Origin of the sequence: Eximiradius sp., from assembly GCA_937127445.1 — a bacterium.
In the GTDB taxonomy this organism is placed as follows: Bacteria; Bacteroidota; Ignavibacteria; order Kapaibacteriales; family UBA2268; genus JAKIZO01.
Genome location: CAKZLY010000033.1, coordinates 1 through 20044, shown reverse-complemented (window position 1 = coordinate 20044; position 20044 = coordinate 1). Strand labels below are relative to the sequence as shown.

At 34.0% G+C, this 20044-nt stretch carries 20 protein-coding genes, 2 tRNA genes and 1 other RNA gene; 6 read left to right on the top strand and 17 right to left on the bottom strand.

The features are described 5' to 3' along the window. Positions 1-208: 208 nt before the first annotated feature. The 11 genes from ssrA to nadA all read right to left on the bottom strand — a co-directional run bounded on the left by ssrA (position 209) and on the right by nadA (position 10710). Positions 209-569, bottom strand: a transfer-messenger RNA (tmRNA) gene (gene ssrA, locus AC6QZF_RS10050). Between the two features lie 47 nt (positions 570-616). Beyond that, entirely contained in the window at positions 617-1720 is a 1104-nt protein-coding gene (gene lpxB / locus AC6QZF_RS10045; protein ID WP_499799750.1) for a lipid-A-disaccharide synthase, read from the bottom strand. 1 nt (position 1721) lies between these two features. Then, positions 1722-3035: an FAD-binding oxidoreductase gene (locus AC6QZF_RS10040; RefSeq protein ID WP_499799749.1), complete on the bottom strand. Its 1314-nt coding sequence runs from the start codon at positions 3033-3035 to the stop codon at positions 1722-1724. Further along, positions 3032-4477 (bottom strand): UbiA family prenyltransferase, encoded by a 1446-nt coding sequence (locus tag AC6QZF_RS10035; protein ID WP_499799748.1) that lies wholly within the window; start codon positions 4475-4477, stop codon positions 3032-3034. The genes AC6QZF_RS10040 and AC6QZF_RS10035 overlap by 4 nt, the downstream gene beginning before the upstream one ends. A gap of 2 nt (positions 4478-4479) precedes the next feature. Continuing rightward, positions 4480-5229 (bottom strand): 3-deoxy-manno-octulosonate cytidylyltransferase, encoded by a 750-nt coding sequence (gene kdsB / locus AC6QZF_RS10030; RefSeq protein ID WP_499799747.1) that lies wholly within the window; start codon positions 5227-5229, stop codon positions 4480-4482. Further along, positions 5226-5516: an Asp-tRNA(Asn)/Glu-tRNA(Gln) amidotransferase subunit GatC gene (gatC, locus tag AC6QZF_RS10025; protein WP_499799746.1), complete on the bottom strand. Its 291-nt coding sequence runs from the start codon at positions 5514-5516 to the stop codon at positions 5226-5228. Before gatC ends, kdsB begins: the two co-directional genes overlap by 4 nt. Before the next feature lie 18 nt (positions 5517-5534). After that, positions 5535-6596, bottom strand: a complete 1062-nt coding sequence (locus AC6QZF_RS10020; RefSeq protein ID WP_499799745.1) for a lysylphosphatidylglycerol synthase transmembrane domain-containing protein — start codon at positions 6594-6596, stop codon at positions 5535-5537. A gap of 90 nt (positions 6597-6686) precedes the next feature. Continuing rightward, positions 6687-7322 carry an LON peptidase substrate-binding domain-containing protein gene (locus AC6QZF_RS10015; RefSeq protein ID WP_499799744.1) on the bottom strand — a complete coding sequence of 212 codons (636 nt, stop codon included), beginning with the start codon at positions 7320-7322 and terminating at the stop codon, positions 6687-6689. Between the two features lie 49 nt (positions 7323-7371). Then, on the bottom strand, positions 7372-8928 hold the full coding sequence (gene nadB, locus AC6QZF_RS10010) for an L-aspartate oxidase (RefSeq protein ID WP_499799743.1): 1557 nt from the start codon (positions 8926-8928) through the stop codon (positions 7372-7374). Beyond that, positions 8921-9787 (bottom strand): carboxylating nicotinate-nucleotide diphosphorylase, encoded by an 867-nt coding sequence (gene nadC, locus AC6QZF_RS10005; RefSeq protein WP_499799742.1) that lies wholly within the window; start codon positions 9785-9787, stop codon positions 8921-8923. The genes nadB and nadC overlap by 8 nt, the downstream gene beginning before the upstream one ends. Beyond that, on the bottom strand, positions 9784-10710 hold the full coding sequence (gene nadA, locus AC6QZF_RS10000; RefSeq protein ID WP_499799741.1) for a quinolinate synthase NadA: 927 nt from the start codon (positions 10708-10710) through the stop codon (positions 9784-9786). The genes nadC and nadA overlap by 4 nt, the downstream gene beginning before the upstream one ends. 183 nt (positions 10711-10893) lie before the next feature. On the opposite strand from nadA, the gene AC6QZF_RS09995 reads away from it, so the two are divergent. The 5 genes from AC6QZF_RS09995 to efp all read left to right on the top strand — a co-directional run bounded on the left by AC6QZF_RS09995 (position 10894) and on the right by efp (position 13324). Continuing rightward, positions 10894-11331 (top strand): CBS domain-containing protein, encoded by a 438-nt coding sequence (locus AC6QZF_RS09995; protein ID WP_499799740.1) that lies wholly within the window; start codon positions 10894-10896, stop codon positions 11329-11331. A 61-nt stretch (positions 11332-11392) separates the two neighbouring features. Next, positions 11393-12217, top strand: a complete 825-nt coding sequence (gene panB, locus AC6QZF_RS09990; protein ID WP_499799739.1) for a 3-methyl-2-oxobutanoate hydroxymethyltransferase — start codon at positions 11393-11395, stop codon at positions 12215-12217. A gap of 8 nt (positions 12218-12225) precedes the next feature. Next, positions 12226-12606 carry a c-type cytochrome domain-containing protein gene (locus AC6QZF_RS09985; protein WP_499799738.1) on the top strand — a complete coding sequence of 127 codons (381 nt, stop codon included), beginning with the start codon at positions 12226-12228 and terminating at the stop codon, positions 12604-12606. Between the two features lie 48 nt (positions 12607-12654). Then, positions 12655-12725: transfer RNA gene (locus tag AC6QZF_RS09980), tRNA-Cys, on the top strand. A 35-nt stretch (positions 12726-12760) separates the two neighbouring features. Further along, the gene (efp, locus tag AC6QZF_RS09975) at positions 12761-13324 is read left to right on the top strand and encodes an elongation factor P (protein WP_499799737.1); all 564 of its coding nucleotides are present in this window, start codon (positions 12761-12763) and stop codon (positions 13322-13324) included. A 70-nt stretch (positions 13325-13394) separates the two neighbouring features. On the opposite strand, the gene ettA is transcribed toward efp, so the two are convergent. After that, positions 13395-15071 carry an energy-dependent translational throttle protein EttA gene (ettA, locus tag AC6QZF_RS09970; protein ID WP_499799736.1) on the bottom strand — a complete coding sequence of 559 codons (1677 nt, stop codon included), beginning with the start codon at positions 15069-15071 and terminating at the stop codon, positions 13395-13397. A 123-nt stretch (positions 15072-15194) separates the two neighbouring features. Between ettA and AC6QZF_RS09965 the strand changes: the two genes are divergently transcribed. Next, positions 15195-15284, top strand: a tRNA-Ser gene (locus tag AC6QZF_RS09965). 377 nt (positions 15285-15661) lie between these two features. On the opposite strand, the gene AC6QZF_RS09960 is transcribed toward AC6QZF_RS09965, so the two are convergent. The 5 genes from AC6QZF_RS09960 to AC6QZF_RS09940 form a co-directional block, all read right to left on the bottom strand. Next, a complete protein-coding gene (locus AC6QZF_RS09960; RefSeq protein WP_499799735.1) occupies positions 15662-16162 on the bottom strand; it encodes a DUF1648 domain-containing protein in 501 nt (166 codons plus the stop codon). Between the two features lie 77 nt (positions 16163-16239). Beyond that, on the bottom strand, positions 16240-17277 hold the full coding sequence (locus tag AC6QZF_RS09955) for a serine hydrolase domain-containing protein (RefSeq protein ID WP_499799734.1): 1038 nt from the start codon (positions 17275-17277) through the stop codon (positions 16240-16242). A 158-nt stretch (positions 17278-17435) separates the two neighbouring features. Then, positions 17436-18122 carry a hypothetical protein gene (locus AC6QZF_RS09950; protein ID WP_499799733.1) on the bottom strand — a complete coding sequence of 229 codons (687 nt, stop codon included), beginning with the start codon at positions 18120-18122 and terminating at the stop codon, positions 17436-17438. A 236-nt stretch (positions 18123-18358) separates the two neighbouring features. Then, entirely contained in the window at positions 18359-19189 is an 831-nt protein-coding gene (locus AC6QZF_RS09945) for a CPBP family intramembrane glutamic endopeptidase (RefSeq protein ID WP_499799732.1), read from the bottom strand. Continuing rightward, the gene (locus AC6QZF_RS09940; RefSeq protein ID WP_499799731.1) at positions 19179-19778 is read right to left on the bottom strand and encodes a class I SAM-dependent methyltransferase; all 600 of its coding nucleotides are present in this window, start codon (positions 19776-19778) and stop codon (positions 19179-19181) included. Before AC6QZF_RS09940 ends, AC6QZF_RS09945 begins: the two co-directional genes overlap by 11 nt. Positions 19779-20044 lie beyond the last annotated feature (266 nt).

Sequence of the window (20044 nt, the reverse complement as noted above, 5' to 3'; positions counted from 1 at the left end):
AAACTATAACTTGCAATTTGTATTTATTATTTTTCAAAATATATGTAGAAAATAAATATTTTTGATGAAATCTTACTAATTTGAGAACAGATAAAGGTAAAACATTTAGAAGTTTGTAATAATAAACTCAAGAAAGTGAAAAATAAAATAAGAGATTTAAAAAATCTCTTAAAATTAATAGCGAGTTTTATTAAATCATAAAGCCTTTTTGTGGAGATGGCGGGAGTCGAACCCGCGTCCGGAGAGCTTCACCAAAAGCGTCTACATACTTAGTGCATCTACTGGTTTTCGTGAGATGGATTGCCGATGCACAGGCGCCACCACCTTATCGAAAGTTGAATTTTCACAAAGCATCCTTTCGAACAATGCTTTGTTATCCTGCCTCAGACGACGTTTTCGGAAAGCTCAGCAGGAGAAACTTACCGAAAACGTGGCTGTCAATTATTAAGCAGCCATTGCGTAATCATAGTTGGCATTTGTTTTTTGCCCGGTTGTATTTACGTGCAGCACCGAACAAGCACGGTATGCAGCTTTTAGTTCCATCACCCCGTCGAATCCAGGTCATCCCCATTTTTCAAAGAACAAATTTAATTAATAAGACGGCTTTTTAATTGTTTTATTTGAAAAAATAATCTCTTATCTTTTCTGCTGTTGTTTGAGATGCGCTTGCGGAACACAGTCTATCACGAATTTCGGAATAAACATTTTGAATTAGCTGTATTTTTTCTTGACTTGTCAGCATATCTATTAGTGATTTAGAAATTTTTTGCGGATTTGCGTCTTGCTGTATGATTTCAGGGACAATTGTCTTATTTTTCAATATATTAACTATCGAAATATATTCCAATTCAATTAATTGTTTGCTCAAAACATAAGAAAAAAATGAAGTCTTATAAACCATCACAAATGGCATCCCTGCAAGTGCTGCTTCTAAATTTGATGTCCCGGTTTTGACTATCCCGATTTTTGCTTTTTTCATTAATTCCAGCGAGTTTTCTTCAACTAAAACATTATAATCTTGCAAAAATTTATAGTATCTTTCAATATTTGTATTTACATTTTTTGCCAATACAATTTTAAAGTCAGTATATGTCTCTTTAAAAAGTACGGCTGACTGAACGAATAATTCTAAATGTTTTTCTATTTCCTGTTGCCGACTACCCGGTAAAAGAGCAATGATATTCTCTCTTTCTGAGAAATCAGAAGATTTTTCTTTAAGTAAAGGATTATCAAGCAGCGGATGCCCAACGAATTCGGCATTTATTCCAAATTGTTTAAAAAAATCAACTTCGAATGGGAAAACAACAAAGAGTTTATCAACACCCGATAATTTTCGGGCTCGATTTTTTCCCCAAGCCCATAGCTGAGGAGCAATATAGTACGCGACAGGAATATTCTTACTTTTAGCAAATTTAGCAAGCTTGATATTGAAGCCAGGATAATCGACAGGAAGAAATAAATCAACTTTTTTATTTGTAAAAATATTTTTGCAATTCGACATTAAATTTCGGAAAATATTTATTTTTTTTAGTACTTCCCAAAAACCTACTACTGAGATTTCTTGAATTGGAATAATGGACTGCAAACCTTCTGTTTGCATCCTGTAGCCGCCTATTCCAATGAATTCAATATCTGGAATGATTTTTTTCAACTCCTTCATTAAACGAGCAGCGTGAATGTCGCCCGAGGGGTCACCAGCTGAAATAAAGATAAGTGGCATATTATTCGCCTACAACTCTTCGCCAGAAACTTGACGATATTTTAGGGTCCTTGTATTTAGCTAATTCTATCCATTGAGGATAAAACGTTTGAAAGTCTTCTCTGCTCATTCGTGCATCTTTTGCTGGGTAAAGCACACCACCTGCGTTACGCACTAATTTATCGCATTCTTTTAATACTTCGAGTGTGCGACTGCTTATACGAAAATCTACAGCCATTGTTATTCCTTCTCTCGGGAACGACATTATTCCCGGCGATTTTACATTTCCAAAGGTTTTAAGCACTGTAAGGAATGAAGACAACCCCGAATTAGATATTATTGTCATTATCTGCTTGATAGTAGACAAGTCTTTTCCAAAAGGAACTACAAATTGATATTGTAAAAAACCGTTTTTCCCGTATGCACGATTCCAGTTATTAACTGCATCGAGTGGATAGAAAAATGGGTTATAATGTACAACTTGCTTCTGTTTTTTGTGAGTTTGTTTATTGTAATAAAAAACATTAAAAGCATTGACAGAGAAATTATTAATAAAAGGATAATCTAATGGGAAGGGGAGAGGTGGCTTATCTTTTACCTCTTTGGGTAAATCAAAATCTTCTGGATTTGCGTGGTTGCCGCGATTATATATTCCCCTTCCTAAATTTGCCCCAGATGCTGTGGTATCTATCCACGAAACAGTATAATCATATCGGCTTTCCGATTCAGCGTTGATTTCAAAAAATTCTTCTATACAATCAAATTTTATCGATTCCATAACAATAAAAGGGCTTGGACACCTTTGCAATTTTAAGCGTGCCCAAGTAATGATTCCTGTAAGCCCAAGTCCACCAATGGTTGCTGCGAAAAGTTCAGAATTTTGTGTTTGAGAACAGATTATGCTTTTGCCATCAGTGCGAACAAGTTCAAATTCAAGTACATGGCATCCAAAAGTTCCACCTTTATGATGATTTTTGCCGTGTACATCATTTGCAATTGCTCCGCCAACCGTTATTTGTTTTGTTCCTGGTGTAGAGGCAAGGAACCAACCACGTGGAACAGCAAAATTGAGGATCTCAGAAAGCGTTGTGCCGGCTTCGCAAGTAATTATACCTTCCTCATCATTGAAATCTATCAATCTATGATAACCTGACATATTCAGTAACGTATTGTCAAAATTCAGACAACTATCTCCATAACTTTTAAGCAACCCAATAGGAAGTACCGAACCGTTTATTCTGCTGAAATCATGCAGTTCATCTCTCCAAAAAACGTTAATCATCTCTTTATGAATTCCTCTTGGATAGCGTCCCCAAGATTCAATATTATCTATCATAAACTTGCTCCCAGAACAATTAAAACTATTAAAGCAAAAATAAATAATCCTGTTTTATCACGCAAAGTAAATACAATTGGGTCATCTGTCATTTTACCACGTACGGCAATAAACCACATTCTAATTATCCAATACAATAAAAAAAATGCAACAATGTATAAATATATTGGGTGCTTGTATAATACCAGAACTTCTTTACTATTGACATAAAGTATAAACACTAAAATTGACATTAGCCCACTATTTACCCCAATAGTTTTTATTAAGTTAATATCGTCAACTAAATAACCTCTTCCTGAAACTTGTTCTACATTCCCGGTATTCATTGAATATAGTTCAGTGTATCTTTTTATACAAGCTAAACTTATAAAAATAAATACTGAAAAAGCAATAAGCCAAGGAGAAATCAAAACGTCAACGGCTGCCGCTCCTGCAATTAACCTCAATGTATATAGTAACGATAAAATAAGTATATCAACAACATAAACCCGTTTCAAATAAAAAGAATAAAATGTAGTCAAAATAAAGTAAACTAATAATATTATGTTAAATTCGCTTGGTAATAGTATTAAAGCAGACACAAATCCCAAAATTAGCAAAAGATGAAAAAGCAAGAACCCAATTTTTACTGATAATTCTCCAGAAGCAAATGGTCTATTTTTCTTTGTAGGGTGTTGTCTATCAGAAGAAATGTCTAATAAATCATTTAACACATAAACCGATGAAGCAACAAAGCTGAATGACAAAAATGCAAGAACTAACTTTATTGCGTATTCTCCAATCGGAATAATATGCGCAAGTAAAATTGGTAAAAAAATGAGAATGTTTTTAACCCATTGATAAATCCTTATTTCCTTTAAAATATGTTTAATTAATTCAGATTTAGTTTCAAAACAATTCTCCAAATTTCCTATTGCTTTTGCTTTTAGTAAAACATTTTTGCTTGGATAAGCAAGGTAAGATTTTCTTGCGACTCGAAAAACTTCAATATCAGCAAAGCTATCTCCTATATAATCGAATCCTTTCTCTCCAAATAATTCGACCAATTTATCTTTTTTGTTACTACTACGCAAATTAACTCCATTACCTGAACCTAAAACAAGATCAAAAATTCCGAGCTCGTCAGCGATTTTCTCAGCAATTTTTTGTGAAGAGGCTGTGGCAAGAACAATCATACGTCCTTTGAACTTTTCTGCTTCAACAAATTCGAGCACTTCATCTCTGAAAACTAATGTTGAATAGTCAGGCTCAGCAATTTCGTGTATTTTTTCTTTGAAAAACAACTTGCCTTTTATAATCCAGAAAGGAATAAACAAAAGAATAAACGGCTTTCTTTTTATTGCAATCAAAGTTGCGTCTAAAAGTGTATCTCCTGCAATCAACGTACCATCTAAATCTACGCAAAGAGGTATATCAACAAATTCTGTATCTATATTATTCATAATTATTTTTTCTTGTTCAACAAAACTTTGATTTTTTCTAAGTCTTCTGGTGTATCCACACCAATTAATTTCCTATTTAAAGGGATACATTGGAAATGGTAGCCGTGTTCCAATAATCTTAATTGTTCAAGTTTCTCGGATAGCTCAATTTTTGTTTGTGCTGTTTTTACAAAAAATTCAAGTGCTTTTGCTTTATATGCATAAATCCCTATGTGTTTCCAGTAGGTTTGTTTTCTCAGCCATTCCTCCATTTCAAGATCACGCAAATGAGGAATTGCAGAACGTGAGAAATATAAAGCTCGACTGTTTTCTCCAACAGCAACCTTAACATTGTTCGGATTTATTAATTCTTCTAAGCTACCAATTGGCGAAATAAATGTAGCAACATCAAACTCTCTGACGTTGAAATTATCAATTAGGTTGTCTAAATCACTTCCAGAAAGTAAGGGTTCATCACCTTGAACATTTATTATTATATCAAATTCTTCTTTTATTTGTTTATAAGCATTAAAAATCCTATCAGTTCCCGTTGGGATTTGCGGGTTTGTTAACACGAATGGAATATGGTATTTATTAAGTATGTGAGCAATACGTTCATCGTCTGTAGCAACTAATACATTATCAATCAGTTGTGATTTTCTAATATTCTCCCATACCAGAACAACCATCGGTAGTCCATTTATTTCGGCAAGTGGTTTGCCAGGAAATCTACTCGAAGAATATCTTGCGGGAATAATTGCTATGCTTTTCATTCTTGTTCAATAACTTTTGGCACTTTGAAAAAGTTTTCGTTCTTTTTAGGTGCATTCTTAAGAGCTTCTTCTAAAGATACGGAGGATTGTGTGACATCTTTCCGCAAAACATTTTCAAAATCGGTAATTTGAGATAGTGATTCTACATCACCTAATTCAACTTCATTTAAAGTGTCAATATATTCTACTATTTCTTTGAATTGTTCAGAAAATATGTCAATTTCATTATCTTTAAATTCGAGTTTAGCAAGTGCTGCAATATGTTTGACAGTATCCTTGAATTCCATAATTCCACCTCTATAAAACTAAATTTTTTCAGAATTTATGCTTTGTTCGATATCATTATTAACAAAATCTTCTTCTTTTGGTAATATTTTAATGTTTTCGCGGATGAAAAACAAAGCACCGACGATTACCTGAATAATCATATTAACTGCATGAACCAATATAGCGTATGCAAGAGCATCTTCGTTAGAAATTTTATATAAATTCATCATTGCAACAGTTACAAGATAGTGATAAATACCAATAGCCCCCGGAGTTGGTGCAATAGTTGTTCCAATACCGACAACTATTAGCAAAAGTCCAGCGTCCATAACACCAAGGTTTAATTGCTTTTGGAAATGGAATGTATAAAACATAATATACATTGGCAAAGCATACAAAAACCATAAAAGCAATGATTGAACAAATGTCATAAAATAATCAGAAGGTGATTTGATGAATCCAAATCCTTTGAGAAAAGATGACAAAATTTGTTCAATTCTCTCATATTTTTTTGGGAAGAATGGTTTTACAAATATTTTAAGTATGTAATAACCCAATTTTGTGTAGACGCTAAGTAGAATGAGGACCAACAATACAACGACAGGTAGAATTATAAATATTGTTATATTTTGATCCGTCATCCACGGGAATGCTTGGGAAATTATATCTCTACTAAAAAAGAAAACAACAGCAAAAAGTATTAGCAAAAACAAAACATCAAGAAAACGTTCGATAATTATAGTTGCGAACACTGCCGAGCGCGATATCCCTTCCCGACGTGCATAAACAAAAGGACGAACAAGTTCCCCACCACGTGGCAAAATGTTATTTACAGCATAACCGACCATTACTGCTGAAAATAAATTCCACGTAGATTTTGCATTCAATATTGGTTTAAGCAGGATTTTCCACCGAACAGCTCTTACCCAATGAGATAAAAGAATAATTGGAATTGATACTATTACCCACAAATAATCAGCTGTACGCAAAATCATCCACAATTTGTAAAAATCAATATCTTTAACAACTGAATATATACTCCCGGCAACTATTGCAACAACAAGCGTCCATTTTATTATTTCTTTGTAAATTCTATTCATCTAAACTAATATATCCGTCACAAAATATTCACGCACAATTTTATAAATTACAAAAAAAGTATTATTCATTGAAATAAATAGTTTATTTAATTATAAATTTGGAGGTGGAACGTTGAAATATCCATCATTTTTAATGATTGTACTGACAATTTCTGCTTCATCAATAATGTTATCAATTACTTCCAGATGCTTTAGCAAAAAGTTCAAACGCTCATTCTCGGACCGTATTTCCATTAATTTTTGTTTTTGCTCTATCGTAAGACCTACTTTAGGAGCAATCTGAAACGATGGTTTTTCTTTATTCAAATCTTCAAATATAATTGGCTTAATTTCAGGATTTTTCAGTTTATTCGAAATGTTATTGAATAACTCAATAACAGTATTTAACTTCTCGGCATCTATAGAATTATCAATATCTTCCATAATTTGAACATTTGCAAGATAGTAAGGTTTCTCTCCTGAAATAAAGTTTTGAATTTTGACACGATGAGTCCCAACCACCAAAATATCCATTCTTCCATCTTCATACTTGTTTATAATATCAGCAATAAGTACCATACACCCAATATCGTATAATTTTTCATTATATGATAAATTTATTACAAAGGGAGATTTTGTCTTCCAGCAATCGTTTATAAGCAATTTATATCTTTCTTCAAAAATATGAAGAGGAATTGCACTTAAAGGAAATACAATCGTATTTAACGGGAAAAGCCCAAATTGCATCGCTTGAACCTTTTTATGTTTAAACGATAAATTAATAAAATTGTTTGAATTACTCTTTCAAAAAATGAGCGCCACGATTAACTCTTTGTTCAAGAGTAGCATTAGTAACAGCAATTGCAGTTTGAACTCCATTTCTAAGTTCGATAATCGAACGAGTCATTTGGGCTTTTCTGTAAAATTGCTCAATTTCTGTTTGCAAATGCCGCAGAATTTGCTGAGCTCTTTGAAGCCTTTGTCTTGTTCGGATTAGCCCAACGTAATTCCACATTGTGTTTTTAATTGTAAGCCAATCTTGAACAATTAATGCTGGGTCTATGTATTGATCCTCATCAACCCATTCAAAAATATCAGGAAAATAATCAGAATCATCTGTATCTTTCGATATATCCAATCCAGCAGTCCAACCCCAAACAACGCATTCAAGTAATGAAGTAGAAGCTAGTCGATTTGCTCCGTGAACACCTGTGCAAGAAACTTCTCCTACTGCATATAGTCTGCGGAGTGAAGTGCGACCATTTAAGTTGACGCCAACTCCACCACAAGAATAATGTGCCGCTGGGACAACTGGAATTGGCTCACTTGTAATATCAACACCAGCTTTTAAGCAACTTTGATAAATTGTCGGGAAGCGATTTTTTAACCAATTAGGGTTTTTAAACGAAATATCTAAGTACACACAAGGATGACCTGTTTCAAGCATTACTTGGTGAATAGCACGAGCTACAATGTCTCTTGGAGCAAGAGATTTGAGCTCGTGAAAGCGTTCCATAAATGAATTGCCTTTATTATCAATAAGTATAGCCCCTTCACCACGTAATGATTCTGAGATTAAAAATGTTTCTTTTTCGGAATAAAATGAAGTAGGGTGGAACTGTATATATTCAAGGTTAAAACATCTTGCACCAGCACGCCAAGCAAGCGCTATTCCATCACCGGTTGATTCTATTGGGTTTGTTGTGTGAAGATATATTTGTCCAAGCCCACCTGTGGCGAGGACAGTGTACTTTGCGTAAATTGGAAATGTTCGTCCTGTTGCATTATTAAGCACTAATGCTCCAAAACACGAAGGTTTTTTATAAATGTCCAATGAGTTTCTTGAATGATGAGATAAAGTGAGTAAATCAACCGCTGTATGATTGTTCCAAACAGTGATATTTGGATGTTTGGTTACTACTTCGATAACTGCTTTATGAATAGCTTTGCCTGTGTGATCTTTAGAATGAATAATTCTTGGCTGTGAATGAGCTCCTTCGGCAGTTAAATCTAAATTATCGTCGGAAGTTCTATCGAATTCAACATTAAACTTTTCTATCAGCAATTCTTTCACTAATTTGGGACCTAAATTTGATAACTGGTCTACTGCGATTTCCCAACAATGACCATCCCCTGCATCCATAATATCTTTTTTGAGTTTTTGCGGTGAATCTTCTTCACCTGTGTAGATAATTCCTCCTTGTGCATAAGGAGTATTTCCACTCATTAATTCTTCAGTTTTTGTAATAATTAAAACATTTCTTCCATGGTCTGCAGATGTTATTGCAGCAATGCAGCCAGCAAGTCCCGACCCAATTACAAGGACATCAAATTTTTGAATTTCACTACTCAAATTCGAACTCCATATGAATATCAACAGACTTAGCACTATGAGTTAGTGCACCAATCGAAATTGCATTTATTCCTGTTTCTAAATAATTATCTATATTAGAAAGATTAATTCCACCGGAACTTTCTATAAAAATTAGTTCACCATTTGGATATGAACGAATGAGATTGACTGCATCAATAGTTTGTTCTCTATTCATATTATCAAGCAAAAATCCGTCAACACCAATTTGCATTGCTTCTTTAATTTGCTCCATGTTTTCTACTTCAAGTTCTATCGGCAATCCTAAATTCATCCTTTTTGCATTCAACAAAGCTTGGGTAATCGAACCAGAAGCAGTTATATGATTATCTTTTATTAGCATTCCTTCTTTTAAGTTAAGTCGGTGGTTCGTTCCGCCACCGCAATAAACAGCATATTTTTCGAAAAGACGTAATCCGGGGGTTGTCTTTCGTGTATCAAGAATTTTGATATTGCTTTTTTCTACTTTTTGAACAAATTGACGTGTAATCGTTGCAACTCCAGACAATCTTTGTAAAATATTGAGCAATACACGCTCTCGTGATAAAATATAACGAGCATTTCCTTTAAAAGATGCTATTATTGTGTTTTTAGGAATTAATTCTCCATCCTTATAATTAATATGAAGATCAATACAGTTTTTAAGTATTTTCTTAATAATCGGATTCCCACATAGCACAAATTCAGATTGTGCTTCAATATATCCACTTACCGCTTTGTCTTCAGGAACGCAAGCTAACGTTGTAATATCTTCATAAGCAAAGTCTTCGTATAAAAATTGCTCAATTCTATCATCAAGATAGTGTTCGGGAATCTCAGTGATTTGTTTATATTGAATCATTTTTTACTTATCTCCAACATTTTTTCTAATGGACGAAGAGCTTTCAGACGTAATTTTTCATCTAACATAATTTGTGGTTCTAATTTTTCGAGACAGTCAATTATTTTATCAATCGTATTAAGCTTCATATATGGGCAATTATTGCAGTTGCAACCATCAATATTTGGCACAGTCAAAAAAGTTTTATTAGGAGAATACTTACGCATTTCATAAATAACACCTGGTTCAGTTAAAATAATAAATTCGCTTTTGTCAGATTTTTTTGTATGATTAATTAAAGCAGTTGTCGACCCAATAAAATCAGCATAATCAAGAATGTTTTCCGGACATTCCGGATGTGCTATGACTTCCGCATCTGGGTGCTGATTTATTATTTCGATTAGTTTTGTTTCAGAAAATTGCTCGTGAACTTGACAAGATCCATTCCAAAGAACCATTTGGCGTCCAGTTTGCCTGATCAAATAACGTCCTAAATATTTATCAGGGGCAAAGAGAATCTTCTTATCTTCTGGTATGGAGTTGATAATTTTCAAAGCATTCGATGATGTACAAATAATATCAGACATTGCTTTTACTTCTGTCGAGCAGTTTATATATGAGACAACAACATAATCTGGATATTTCTCAACCCATTCTCTGAATCGCTCAGCTGGCGCAGAATCAGCAAGGGAGCAACCTGCATTCAAATCGGGAAGGAGAACGATTTTATTAGGATTAAGGATCTTGGCTGTTTCTGCCATAAAATGAACGCCACAAAATACAATAACATCGTTTGTGACTTCTTTTGCTACTTGTGCCAATACAAGAGAATCACCTTTGAAATCAGCAATTTCCTGTACAATATCATCTTGATAATAATGAGCTAAAATTATTGCATTACGTTCTTTCTTTAGTCTTAATAACCTATCTATTTTCTTACTCATTTTTGACCCTTTCAGATTTTTTCAACAACTAAATTAATCAATATTAATCAATTTTTTATATGATATTTGCTTGATTTTAGCTTTATCATTTTTATTGAATTCAAATTTTGATTTACCTAAAATAAATTAATTATATAGACGATAAATAGTTAAATATTGTCTTTTCTAATTTAGGAGTATAAAATGAAAGTTAAAGATATTCTATCAATCAAAGGACCGCAAGTATTTACAATCGGAGAAAATATGTCAATAAGCACAGCAATAGAGTTACTTGCAAATAACAAAATTGGTGTTTTATTGGCGCTTTCAGATGATGGAAAAATTTGTGGAATAATTTCTGAAAGAGATATCATTCGTGAATTCGCAAATAGTCATGTTGAAACATTTAATAAAAGAATTGCCGATGTAATGACCCGTCAGGTAATATTTGTCGAACCAGATGATGAAATTGAGTACGTAGAAAAAGTATTTACGCAAAATAAAATCAGGCATTTACCTGTTTTACAAGAGAAGAGATTAGTCGGACTTATTTCCATTGGTGATGTTGTCAAAGCTGCATTGAACGAAACAAAAACTGAAAACAAATATCTGATGGAATATATTGGTGGAAATGTAAAATAATTTCTCGATTGATTTTTCACGAAAAAAGTATAAATTGCTTTTTTCAAAATGTGGCTTTAAAATGGGATATACTACAAGAGATTTAGAAGCAAAGAAAGTTACTACCTTACGTTTACAGGAAATGAAACGCACAGGTAGAAAAATAGCGTGCCTTACTGCTTATGATGCTTTAATTGCTGAAATTTTCGATGAATGTGGAATTGATTTGATTCTTGTGGGCGATTCATTAGGCAATATAGTGCAAGGACACGACACTACCATACCTGTAACTTTAGAAGATACAATTTATCATACGAAAGCCGTTGTTAAAGGCGCTTCTCGAGCGTTAGTTGTTGCTGATATGCCGTTTATGAGCTATCAAGTAACAGCCGACGAAGCATTTCGCAACGCTGGTAGAATTTTAAAAGAAACTGGCTGTGCTGCTGTAAAGCTTGAAGGTGGAAAGAATGTAACAGAAGCAGTTTCTCGTATGACTGACGCAGGGATTCCTGTTATGGGGCATCTTGGACTAATGCCTCAAAGCATACATAAATTTGGTTCTTATCGAGCTCGTGGAACGGATCCGGAGGAAGCCGAGAAGATTTTCAACGATGCTTTACTATTAGAAAAAGCAGGATGCTTTGCTATAGTTTTAGAGAAAATCCCTGCTGAACTTGCAAAAACTATAACAGAAACTGTTAAAATTCCAACGATTGGTATTGGTGCAGGACCACATTGCGACGGACAAATACTTGTATATACAGATATGTTGGGATTAACAGTTGATTTCTCACCTCGATTTGTTCGTCGTTACGCCAACTTGCTCAATATTATCAAAGATGCAGTTGCCAATTATTGTAATGATGTTAAAAATTCCAGTTTCCCAAATTTGGAGGAAAGCTACTAGTGAAATTGTTGAAATTCATTATATTTTCTCTTTCTTTAATAATATTATTCGCTTGCACAGAAACAATTGGCACAAATTCCAAAGATATCATTTTTCCAGATGAAAATGTTAGTTTTCAATTTCACGTGTATCCATTTTTGAAATTAAATTGTTCGTACGCAGGCTGCCATAGTGATGAAAGTGCGGCAGGTGGAATTATTCTTACTTCATATAGCACTCTGTTTGCTTCTCCTGGAATGATAATTATTGGTGAACCTGATAAAAGCAGGTTAATTCAAATTATCGAAAACAAATTGCCTCATTTTACTTTGTTTTATCGTGGCAACATTACTGAAAATCACAAAAAAGGGATGAGAATCTGGATATTGGAAGGAGCAAAAAATAATTGATTTTGTTTTGTTATGTAAAAAAAAATACATAATTTTGTAGTTTATTAAGGTGTCGTAGCCAAGTGGTTAGGCAGCGGTCTGCAAAACCGCGAACGCCGGTTCGAATCCGGCCGACACCTCTTTTTTGTGAATATTATTGAAACAAAGGAACAATATGGGAACAACAAGTGACCTTCGTCCAGGTGCAGTTATCAAATTTAACGGCGAAAACTGTTTGGTTCTTGAATCCGAACATAGAACACCTGGCAATCTTCGTGCTTTCTATCAAGTTAAAATGCGTAATTTACGAACTGGGAAATTGCTCGAAAACCGTTTCCGTTCGGGAGAAACTATTGATTTTGTTCGTGTTGAAAAGCATGATTATCAATATCTTTATCGTGAAGGAGATAACTTAATCTTTATGAATAATGATACTTACGAACAAGTTCCTGTTGGTGCAGATATTTTAGGTGATGCTATTAATTATTTAAAAGAAAATCAACAAGTTCAAATTGCATTCGAGGATACAACTGTTTTGAGCGTTGAACTTCCTCCTACCGTTAATTTGAGAGTTACTCACACTGAACCGGGATTGAAAGGCGATACCGCTACAAATGTATTGAAGCCTGCAACTGTTGAAACAGGTGCGCAGGTAAGTGTTCCATTATTTGTAAACGAAGGCGATTTGATTAAAGTTGATACTCGTACTGGCGAATACTTGGAAAGAGTGAAAGAATAGTTTTCTTCGCTAATATAAATAAAAGCAGTCCTTCAAATTGGACTGCTTTTTTATTTACAATCTGGTTGTATTACTTTATCAATTTCTTATATTTAATTCTATGTGGAGTGATATCACCAAAACGTTTTTTTCTATTTTCAACGTATTCTGAATAAGTTCCTTCGAAGAAATACACCTGAGAATCACCTTCAAATGCAAGAATATGAGTTGCGACCCTATCAAGAAACCATCTATCGTGTGTAATAATTACTGCACAACCAGCAAAATTGTCCAATGCTTCTTCTAATGCTCTTAGAGTATTCACATCAATATCGTTTGTAGGTTCGTCCAACAACAAAACATTTGCTTCTTTTGTCAGCGTCATTGCTAAATGCAAACGATTACGCTCACCGCCCGAGAGTACACCACATTTTTTTTGTTGGTCTGAACCTGAAAAATTAAACCTGGCAAGATATGCCCGAGTATTGATTTTTCTTCCGCCGAGTATTACTTCATCGAAACCGTTTGATACGACTTCCCAAACAGTTTTTTCAGGGTTTACTGCTGTATGCTGTTGATCTACATATGCAATTTTTACAGTATCTCCAATATTAATACTTCCAGTGTCTGATTCTTCAATTCCCATAATCAATCTAAACAAAGTAGTTTTTCCTGCACCATTAGGACCAATCACGCCAACAATCCCAGCAGGAGGCAGCTCAAAATTTAAATTTTCGAATAATAATTTATCGCCGTAACTTTTTGAAACATCTTTTGCTTCAATAACTTTTGCACCAAGTCGTGGACCATTAGGAATATATAGTTCTAATTTTTCTTCTTTGTCTTTTACATCTTCATTTAATAATTTTTCATAAGCAGCAAGGCGTGCTTTCGATTTCGCGTGTCGAGCTTTAGGCGACATACGAACCCATTCAAGCTCGTTTTCAAGAGTTTTGCGGCGTTTTGCTTCTGCTTTTCCTTCAAGTTCTAACCGTTTAGCTTTTTGGTCAAGCCAAGAAGAGTAATTTCCTTTCCAGGGAATACCTTCGCCACGATCTAATTCGAGAATCCAGCCAGCAACATTATCGAGAAAATACCTATCGTGAGTAACAGCAATGACGGTTCCTTTGTATTGCTGTAAGTGCTGTTCTAACCAAAATATGCTTTCCGCGTCAAGATGGTTGGTCGGTTCATCCAAAAGTAAAATATCAGGTTGTTTGAGTAATAGCCTACAAAGAGCGACCCGACGACGTTCTCCACCAGAAAGATTAGCAATTACCGCATCAGGTGGGGGACAACGCAATGCGTCCATAGCGCGTTCGAGCTTATTATCTATTTCCCAAGCATCGTGTTTGTCGAGCAAATCTGCAAGTTCGCCTTGCCTTTGTACTAATTTATTCATTTCTTCATCAGACAGCTCTTCAGCAAATTTTGCGTTAACCTGTTCATATTCTTTTAATAAATCTGCGATTTCTTGCACTCCTTCCATAACAATTTCTTTAACCGTTGCATTATTATCCAATACGGGTTCTTGTGGCAAATATCCAACAGAGTATCCTGGTGAGAAAACTATTTGTCCGTCATAATTCTGGTCTTCGCCTGCAATTATTTTAAGCAGCGAGGATTTCCCTGAACCATTTAAACCAATAATTCCAATTTTTGCACCATAAAAAAAAGATAGGTAAATATCTTTCAGTACTTGCTTATTGGGTGGATAAATTTTGTTTACACCAATCATTGAAAAAATTATTTTTTTATCATCTGCCATATTTATTCCCTTATTTGTTTTTTGTTATTTACAAAAATACACATAAAATATGCGATAATATAAAAAATATTTGTTTATTATTTGATAATATATTATTTTTGTAATTCATTTATGATCTTTTTAGGAGAGGTGGCCGAGTGGCTTAAGGCAACGGTTTGCTAAACCGTCGTAGGGATAAACTCTCTACCGCGAGTTCGAATCTCGCCCTCTCCGCAAGAAATATCTTAAAAAGTCCTTATAATTGCATCAATTCATTCAATTTTCTTTATCACTCAAAAATAGTTTCGAAAATCAAATATTTTAGTCTCAATATTTTCGTTGTTTTGTTAAGTGTTCAAAACAACTATCATATTTACAATTAACTATAATTTTAGGAAAAGTGAATTGACAAAATCGTTGTTGAGATGTTTCAAATAAATAAACATTTTGTTTTTTGCAAACAACAATTTACGTTTATGCGCAGTGGGAGATTTCGGAGCACAAAACTGTCATTACACTACAAAAATTGATGCGAGGTAGAATATTCAATTAACCACGTCAGCCCCCATTGCGGCAAACGGCTGTTATAGCCAGTGTTTCTTTCTTCGTCATTACTTTGTCGTTTTGTATGATTTTATTACAAAGTATGTCAGCGGAATAAAAATTAATCCTAATGTCATAGGTAAAAACCAAACTCCAAGTCCGTCCGCTTGTCCGTTTGCATTTTGAATTGTTTTGAATGCAATTAGTCCGAAAATGACAACAATGATAAGTTTCAAATATCTAATCATTCTTGTAGCATTTGTATATTGTCTTAATGCGTTGTCTTGTGTTATGTTGGTCGGATAATTAAAAATGTGAGGAAACTTATTTAGAATTGTCAGTCCAACAAATAGAACTGTTGCTATCAGTGGCAAAGTCAAAATAGTCGCCTTTCCACCAAATCCGTCTGCTTGTCCTGCACCGTTGTAATGGATTGGAATTGTGTCGGGTAAGTTTGTATAGTTCGTAATTGTCAAAACCCAAATTACGAGAATTGAAGTCCAACCAAGAATTTCAAGTGTTTTGTCAAATGTCGTAAGTTCTAGTTTTAATTTCGGTTTTTCACTCATTGTTTCTGTTTTTATTGGCTATATTGTGTGTTGGGTGCTGGCATTTTTATTCTTTGCACGTTGTCTTTTCATCAAATTTATTTTACCGACATAGCAAGTCTCATAATTAAACGAATAGGAAGTCCTGGTTTTGTCATTTGATTAGTATCCCCTACAAAAAACAAGTCTTTATGAGGATAATAAAATGCAAAAGAACCTGTTGAGCCAGAGTGTCCTAATAATTCCCCTTTTCCCATAAAAAGAGTCATTATTGAATTGAGAGGTGTTTGCATATATCCTCCGCCGTAATAAATGGGACCCATTGATATTTGGAGTTTTCTGTAACTCGATAGTTTTTCAAAAATGGTTTGAGGGAAAAAATATCCGTTAAAAAATGCTTTTAAGAATTTCATCAGTTCTCGTGATGTTGTGATTGTGTTGCCTCCTCCACGCAAACTTATAATCAATTTTGGGCGGTATAAGGATTGATTTTTGTAAAAAACATTCGGAACAAAGTCGTCTTTAATTGGCACATATGTTGATGTCAAACCTAAAGGCTCAAAAATATAATTACGAAAAACCTCCTCCAATGGAGTTTGTGTTACTCTCTCGATAATTTCACCTAACAGCTGAAAATTGAGGTCTGAATAAAAAGCTTTTTTTCCTTGAGGTGAAAAGCGCGGTTTTAGGGTCTTTGTAATTTCTATTAATTCTGCCGTGCTTATGTGAAAATCTTCTTTAATTGCTCGTTTAGTGATGCCTCCTTTCGCTTCGTAATCTGGAAGCCCGCTTGTTTGAAACATCAAGTCAGAAAGCGTAAGTTTGTAGGAATAATCTACTCCCTTGTATTTGTGCAATCCTTCGAAAGTGTTTTTATCAAAATAATCCACTACAGGATTGTCCAACGAGAGTTTTTTTTGTTCCTGCAGTAATAGAATGCAGGTAGTTGTAAAGAGTTTCCCAACACTTGCTGCCTGAATAGGCGTATCAATCGTTTTCCCACCGTATTCGAGATTTACGGAAAAATCACCACTGCCGTTCTCTACTAATAAAACCGCTTCGTGAATTTGTTTAGAACCAATTGAATTGTAAAATATTTTCTCTATTTTCTCTTTATTTTTCTCTTTATTGTTCATAATATACCCTATTTAGTTTTCCACTTCGCTATCTCTTTGAGTTGTCCTTGCTCATGCTTGCACCCAATGGTCGCGTGTATAAAACGTTGGGGATTGCGGACTTCGTTCCTATCCGCCGACACAAACGCCGATATGGGGTAGAATATTTCAACAACTACTTAATCCCCAATGCTTTGTACCACTTGTTGTGTGCCATTTATTTTTTTGTTTTCTTGAAATCCCCATATTATCGTTATAATTCCGACTGGTATTAGCACTAATCCACCATATAATGTCATTGAATTTAATATCTCATTCTCTATCATCAGTCCAATAAATGCTATAATGGATAGAATTGAAGAAATTACATATATGAAACTTAAATATTGAATAATCCCTTTTTCTTTAATCAGTCTGATAAATAATATCATTGCACCAATACCCCAAAAACAATATCCCATTTGATTTATAAAATATGTAATAGAAGTTGAGGACATAAAATACCAAACTCTAGCTTGCTCAATTAATCCAGAATTCACAAATTTTGGAACTATTATAATTTGAGATGCATAAGAAATACTACTTAAAACAAAATATCCTGTAATGAAAAAATATCCGAGTCTTTTTGAGACATTATTCTCATTAGGGTATTTTTCAAGTTGAGAAAGCATTAAATAAATAATTGAAGGGCTAATTAAAAAGGCGAAAAAAAACTGTATTTTATAAATAATGGAATGGCTTTTAATCCAATTTAATTGTTCTATTTCACTACCTTGAGGATGAGAAATCCCCATAAATACAGGCCAAAGGAATAAAACAATAGTAAAAATTATTCCACTTGTAATCAATTGTTTATTTGTTTTCATTTTCATTTTCATTTTGATAGTTTTTTTGTTATTGTCTAATCTACCCAAGCAATCATTAAAAAAGGCACCCATCGCTTTTCGTTATGAAACGTGCCGGAATGCGGAGCTGTGTTCGTATCCACCGTTGAAAAAGCTTGAGGCGGGGGACGGAATGCTTGAAAACCAACTGAAACCAGTAAGTTTTATGACCGCGTGTTGTGCGTTCGTGCATTTTATCAATCTATTATTTCCCTTATTCACAATTCTTTTCTAAAAAACAATTCTTTTTCTTTGATTAAAACTACAACAGCAATGATAAGCAACAACAAAGTTTGAATCACTTTGCTGTCTGGATGTGTAGCGAATATCTCATTTGTTACATTTGCCGAACAATGGAATATTATTGTTAAAAAAATATTCCGTTTTGTTTTGTAATACAACCAGTTCATCAAAACCACAAAAACAAAAAGGCTAAAAACAAAATTTAAAAAATACAGTAGCCCTTCGGCCACTACTTTGTTATGATAATAACCATCAATAAAGGAAAGTGGTAAATGCCAAAAAACCCAATACAAGGCAAAAATCATAGATGTACTAAAAAGATTAAATCTTTGACGCAAAGTATCAGTGCCGTATGAGTGCCATGCCAATTCTTCAACTACCGGCGCAAATAGCAGAATAAACCAGGGTGAAAATACTGACGAGGTAAAACTTGGCGTTCCGGAAATGTTAAACTGATCAATACTATGGCCAAACAATAATGAGATGAACTGGGCTATAACCATTGAAATTAAAATCAATGAAAATGCCAAAAAAGTATATATTGGGCTGAATCCTTTTTGACTGATAAATCTTTTTTTTAGATCGTTGTATAAATTTTTATCTGATAAAAATAAATAAGCAGCAACAAACACCGGTGCTAATAAACCAGATATTGCTAATACTCCTTGAGAATAATCTAAAAGATCGTTTTTTTCTGGCAAATGGCTAATATAAGCAGCAGTAAACCAGAAAATCCAAGGAATTAACAAAGATAGGCCGTAAAAGAGAATGGGCCTGTTGTACTTTTCAATAATATTAGTTTCCATTTTTCCTCCTAAAGGTTACAGTGAAATTTCTTTTATTTCCATATTTTGCACTCATTACAAAATTATGCTTTTCAAATAGAGTACATAACTCTTCAATACTCATCTTGTCCGGGTCTCCTGCAAGTTCGGTTACTGAAACCACTCCATCGCTTTTCAGTATCCGGGCAAATTCTTTAATGTAGGCTTCTTTATTTTCAACTTCTCCAAGTACTGTAACTAAAAAAATTATATCAAAGAAATCATCATCGAAATCAAATGTTTTTCCGTTACATAAATAATATTCAACATTTTCTATTTTTCTTTTCCTTAGTCGTTTTTTTGCATACGCCAACATTTCTGGCTGAATATCGGCCAGATACAATTTTCCTTTTTTTAATTTTTTGGCAACGGGAACACTGAAAAAACCTGGTCCTGGTCCCACTTCAAGAACTGAATAATGTTCCTTGAGATCAAGTCTTTTAATTAATTCTCTGCTCGAAAGAATGATGTTTCTCAAAGGAAAAAGAAGAGTAAAAGCCCATTTGTGAGGAAACACACCTTTCGTTGCGAAGCTTTTTTTCATCTCGTTTATGTTTTTATTTGTTTGCATATGTTTTTCAATTATGGTTCTTTATAAAAGAATGCATAACACTCTGCTGCTATGTCCCGTTTTAATAGCCTATACCCGCTGTTATGTTCTGTTTGAAAACCTGCCATAAGTTCCGTTGTTGCCATAATTTTTTCTTATTTTCTATCATTTTTCTTCAAAACTAAAAATGTAGGGTTTTTATTTTCTTTTCAAAATCAACAAAGTTGTCAAACCAGTATCGTTTGTAATTTTCTAAAACTTCCGCTATCCCTCGCTTCGGTTTAAGC

Bases quoted from the DNA above. Each gene is read 5' to 3' on its own strand.
- AC6QZF_RS09945 (WP_499799732.1), bottom strand. From the start codon at position 19,189: ATGGAAACTAATATTATTGAAAAGTACAACAGGCCCATTCTCTTTTAC.
- kdsB (WP_499799747.1), bottom strand. From the start codon at position 5,229: ATGAAAAGCATAGCAATTATTCCCGCAAGATATTCTTCGAGTAGATTT.
- AC6QZF_RS09940 (WP_499799731.1), bottom strand. From the start codon at position 19,778: ATGCAAACAAATAAAAACATAAACGAGATGAAAAAAAGCTTCGCAACG.
- lpxB (WP_499799750.1), bottom strand. From the start codon at position 1,720: ATGCCACTTATCTTTATTTCAGCTGGTGACCCCTCGGGCGACATTCAC.
- panB (WP_499799739.1), top strand. From the start codon at position 11,393: ATGGGATATACTACAAGAGATTTAGAAGCAAAGAAAGTTACTACCTTA.
- AC6QZF_RS10020 (WP_499799745.1), bottom strand. From the start codon at position 6,596: ATGAATAGAATTTACAAAGAAATAATAAAATGGACGCTTGTTGTTGCA.
- AC6QZF_RS09950 (WP_499799733.1), bottom strand. From the start codon at position 18,122: ATGAAAACAAATAAACAATTGATTACAAGTGGAATAATTTTTACTATT.
- AC6QZF_RS10035 (WP_499799748.1), bottom strand. From the start codon at position 4,477: ATGAATAATATAGATACAGAATTTGTTGATATACCTCTTTGCGTAGAT.
- AC6QZF_RS10040 (WP_499799749.1), bottom strand. From the start codon at position 3,035: ATGATAGATAATATTGAATCTTGGGGACGCTATCCAAGAGGAATTCAT.
- efp (WP_499799737.1), top strand. From the start codon at position 12,761: ATGGGAACAACAAGTGACCTTCGTCCAGGTGCAGTTATCAAATTTAAC.
- gatC (WP_499799746.1), bottom strand. From the start codon at position 5,516: ATGGAATTCAAGGATACTGTCAAACATATTGCAGCACTTGCTAAACTC.
- nadA (WP_499799741.1), bottom strand. From the start codon at position 10,710: ATGAGTAAGAAAATAGATAGGTTATTAAGACTAAAGAAAGAACGTAAT.
- AC6QZF_RS09955 (WP_499799734.1), bottom strand. From the start codon at position 17,277: ATGAACAATAAAGAGAAAAATAAAGAGAAAATAGAGAAAATATTTTAC.
- nadC (WP_499799742.1), bottom strand. From the start codon at position 9,787: ATGATTCAATATAAACAAATCACTGAGATTCCCGAACACTATCTTGAT.
- AC6QZF_RS09995 (WP_499799740.1), top strand. From the start codon at position 10,894: ATGAAAGTTAAAGATATTCTATCAATCAAAGGACCGCAAGTATTTACA.
- AC6QZF_RS09960 (WP_499799735.1), bottom strand. From the start codon at position 16,162: ATGAGTGAAAAACCGAAATTAAAACTAGAACTTACGACATTTGACAAA.
- ettA (WP_499799736.1), bottom strand. From the start codon at position 15,071: ATGGCAGATGATAAAAAAATAATTTTTTCAATGATTGGTGTAAACAAA.
- AC6QZF_RS10015 (WP_499799744.1), bottom strand. From the start codon at position 7,322: ATGCAATTTGGGCTTTTCCCGTTAAATACGATTGTATTTCCTTTAAGT.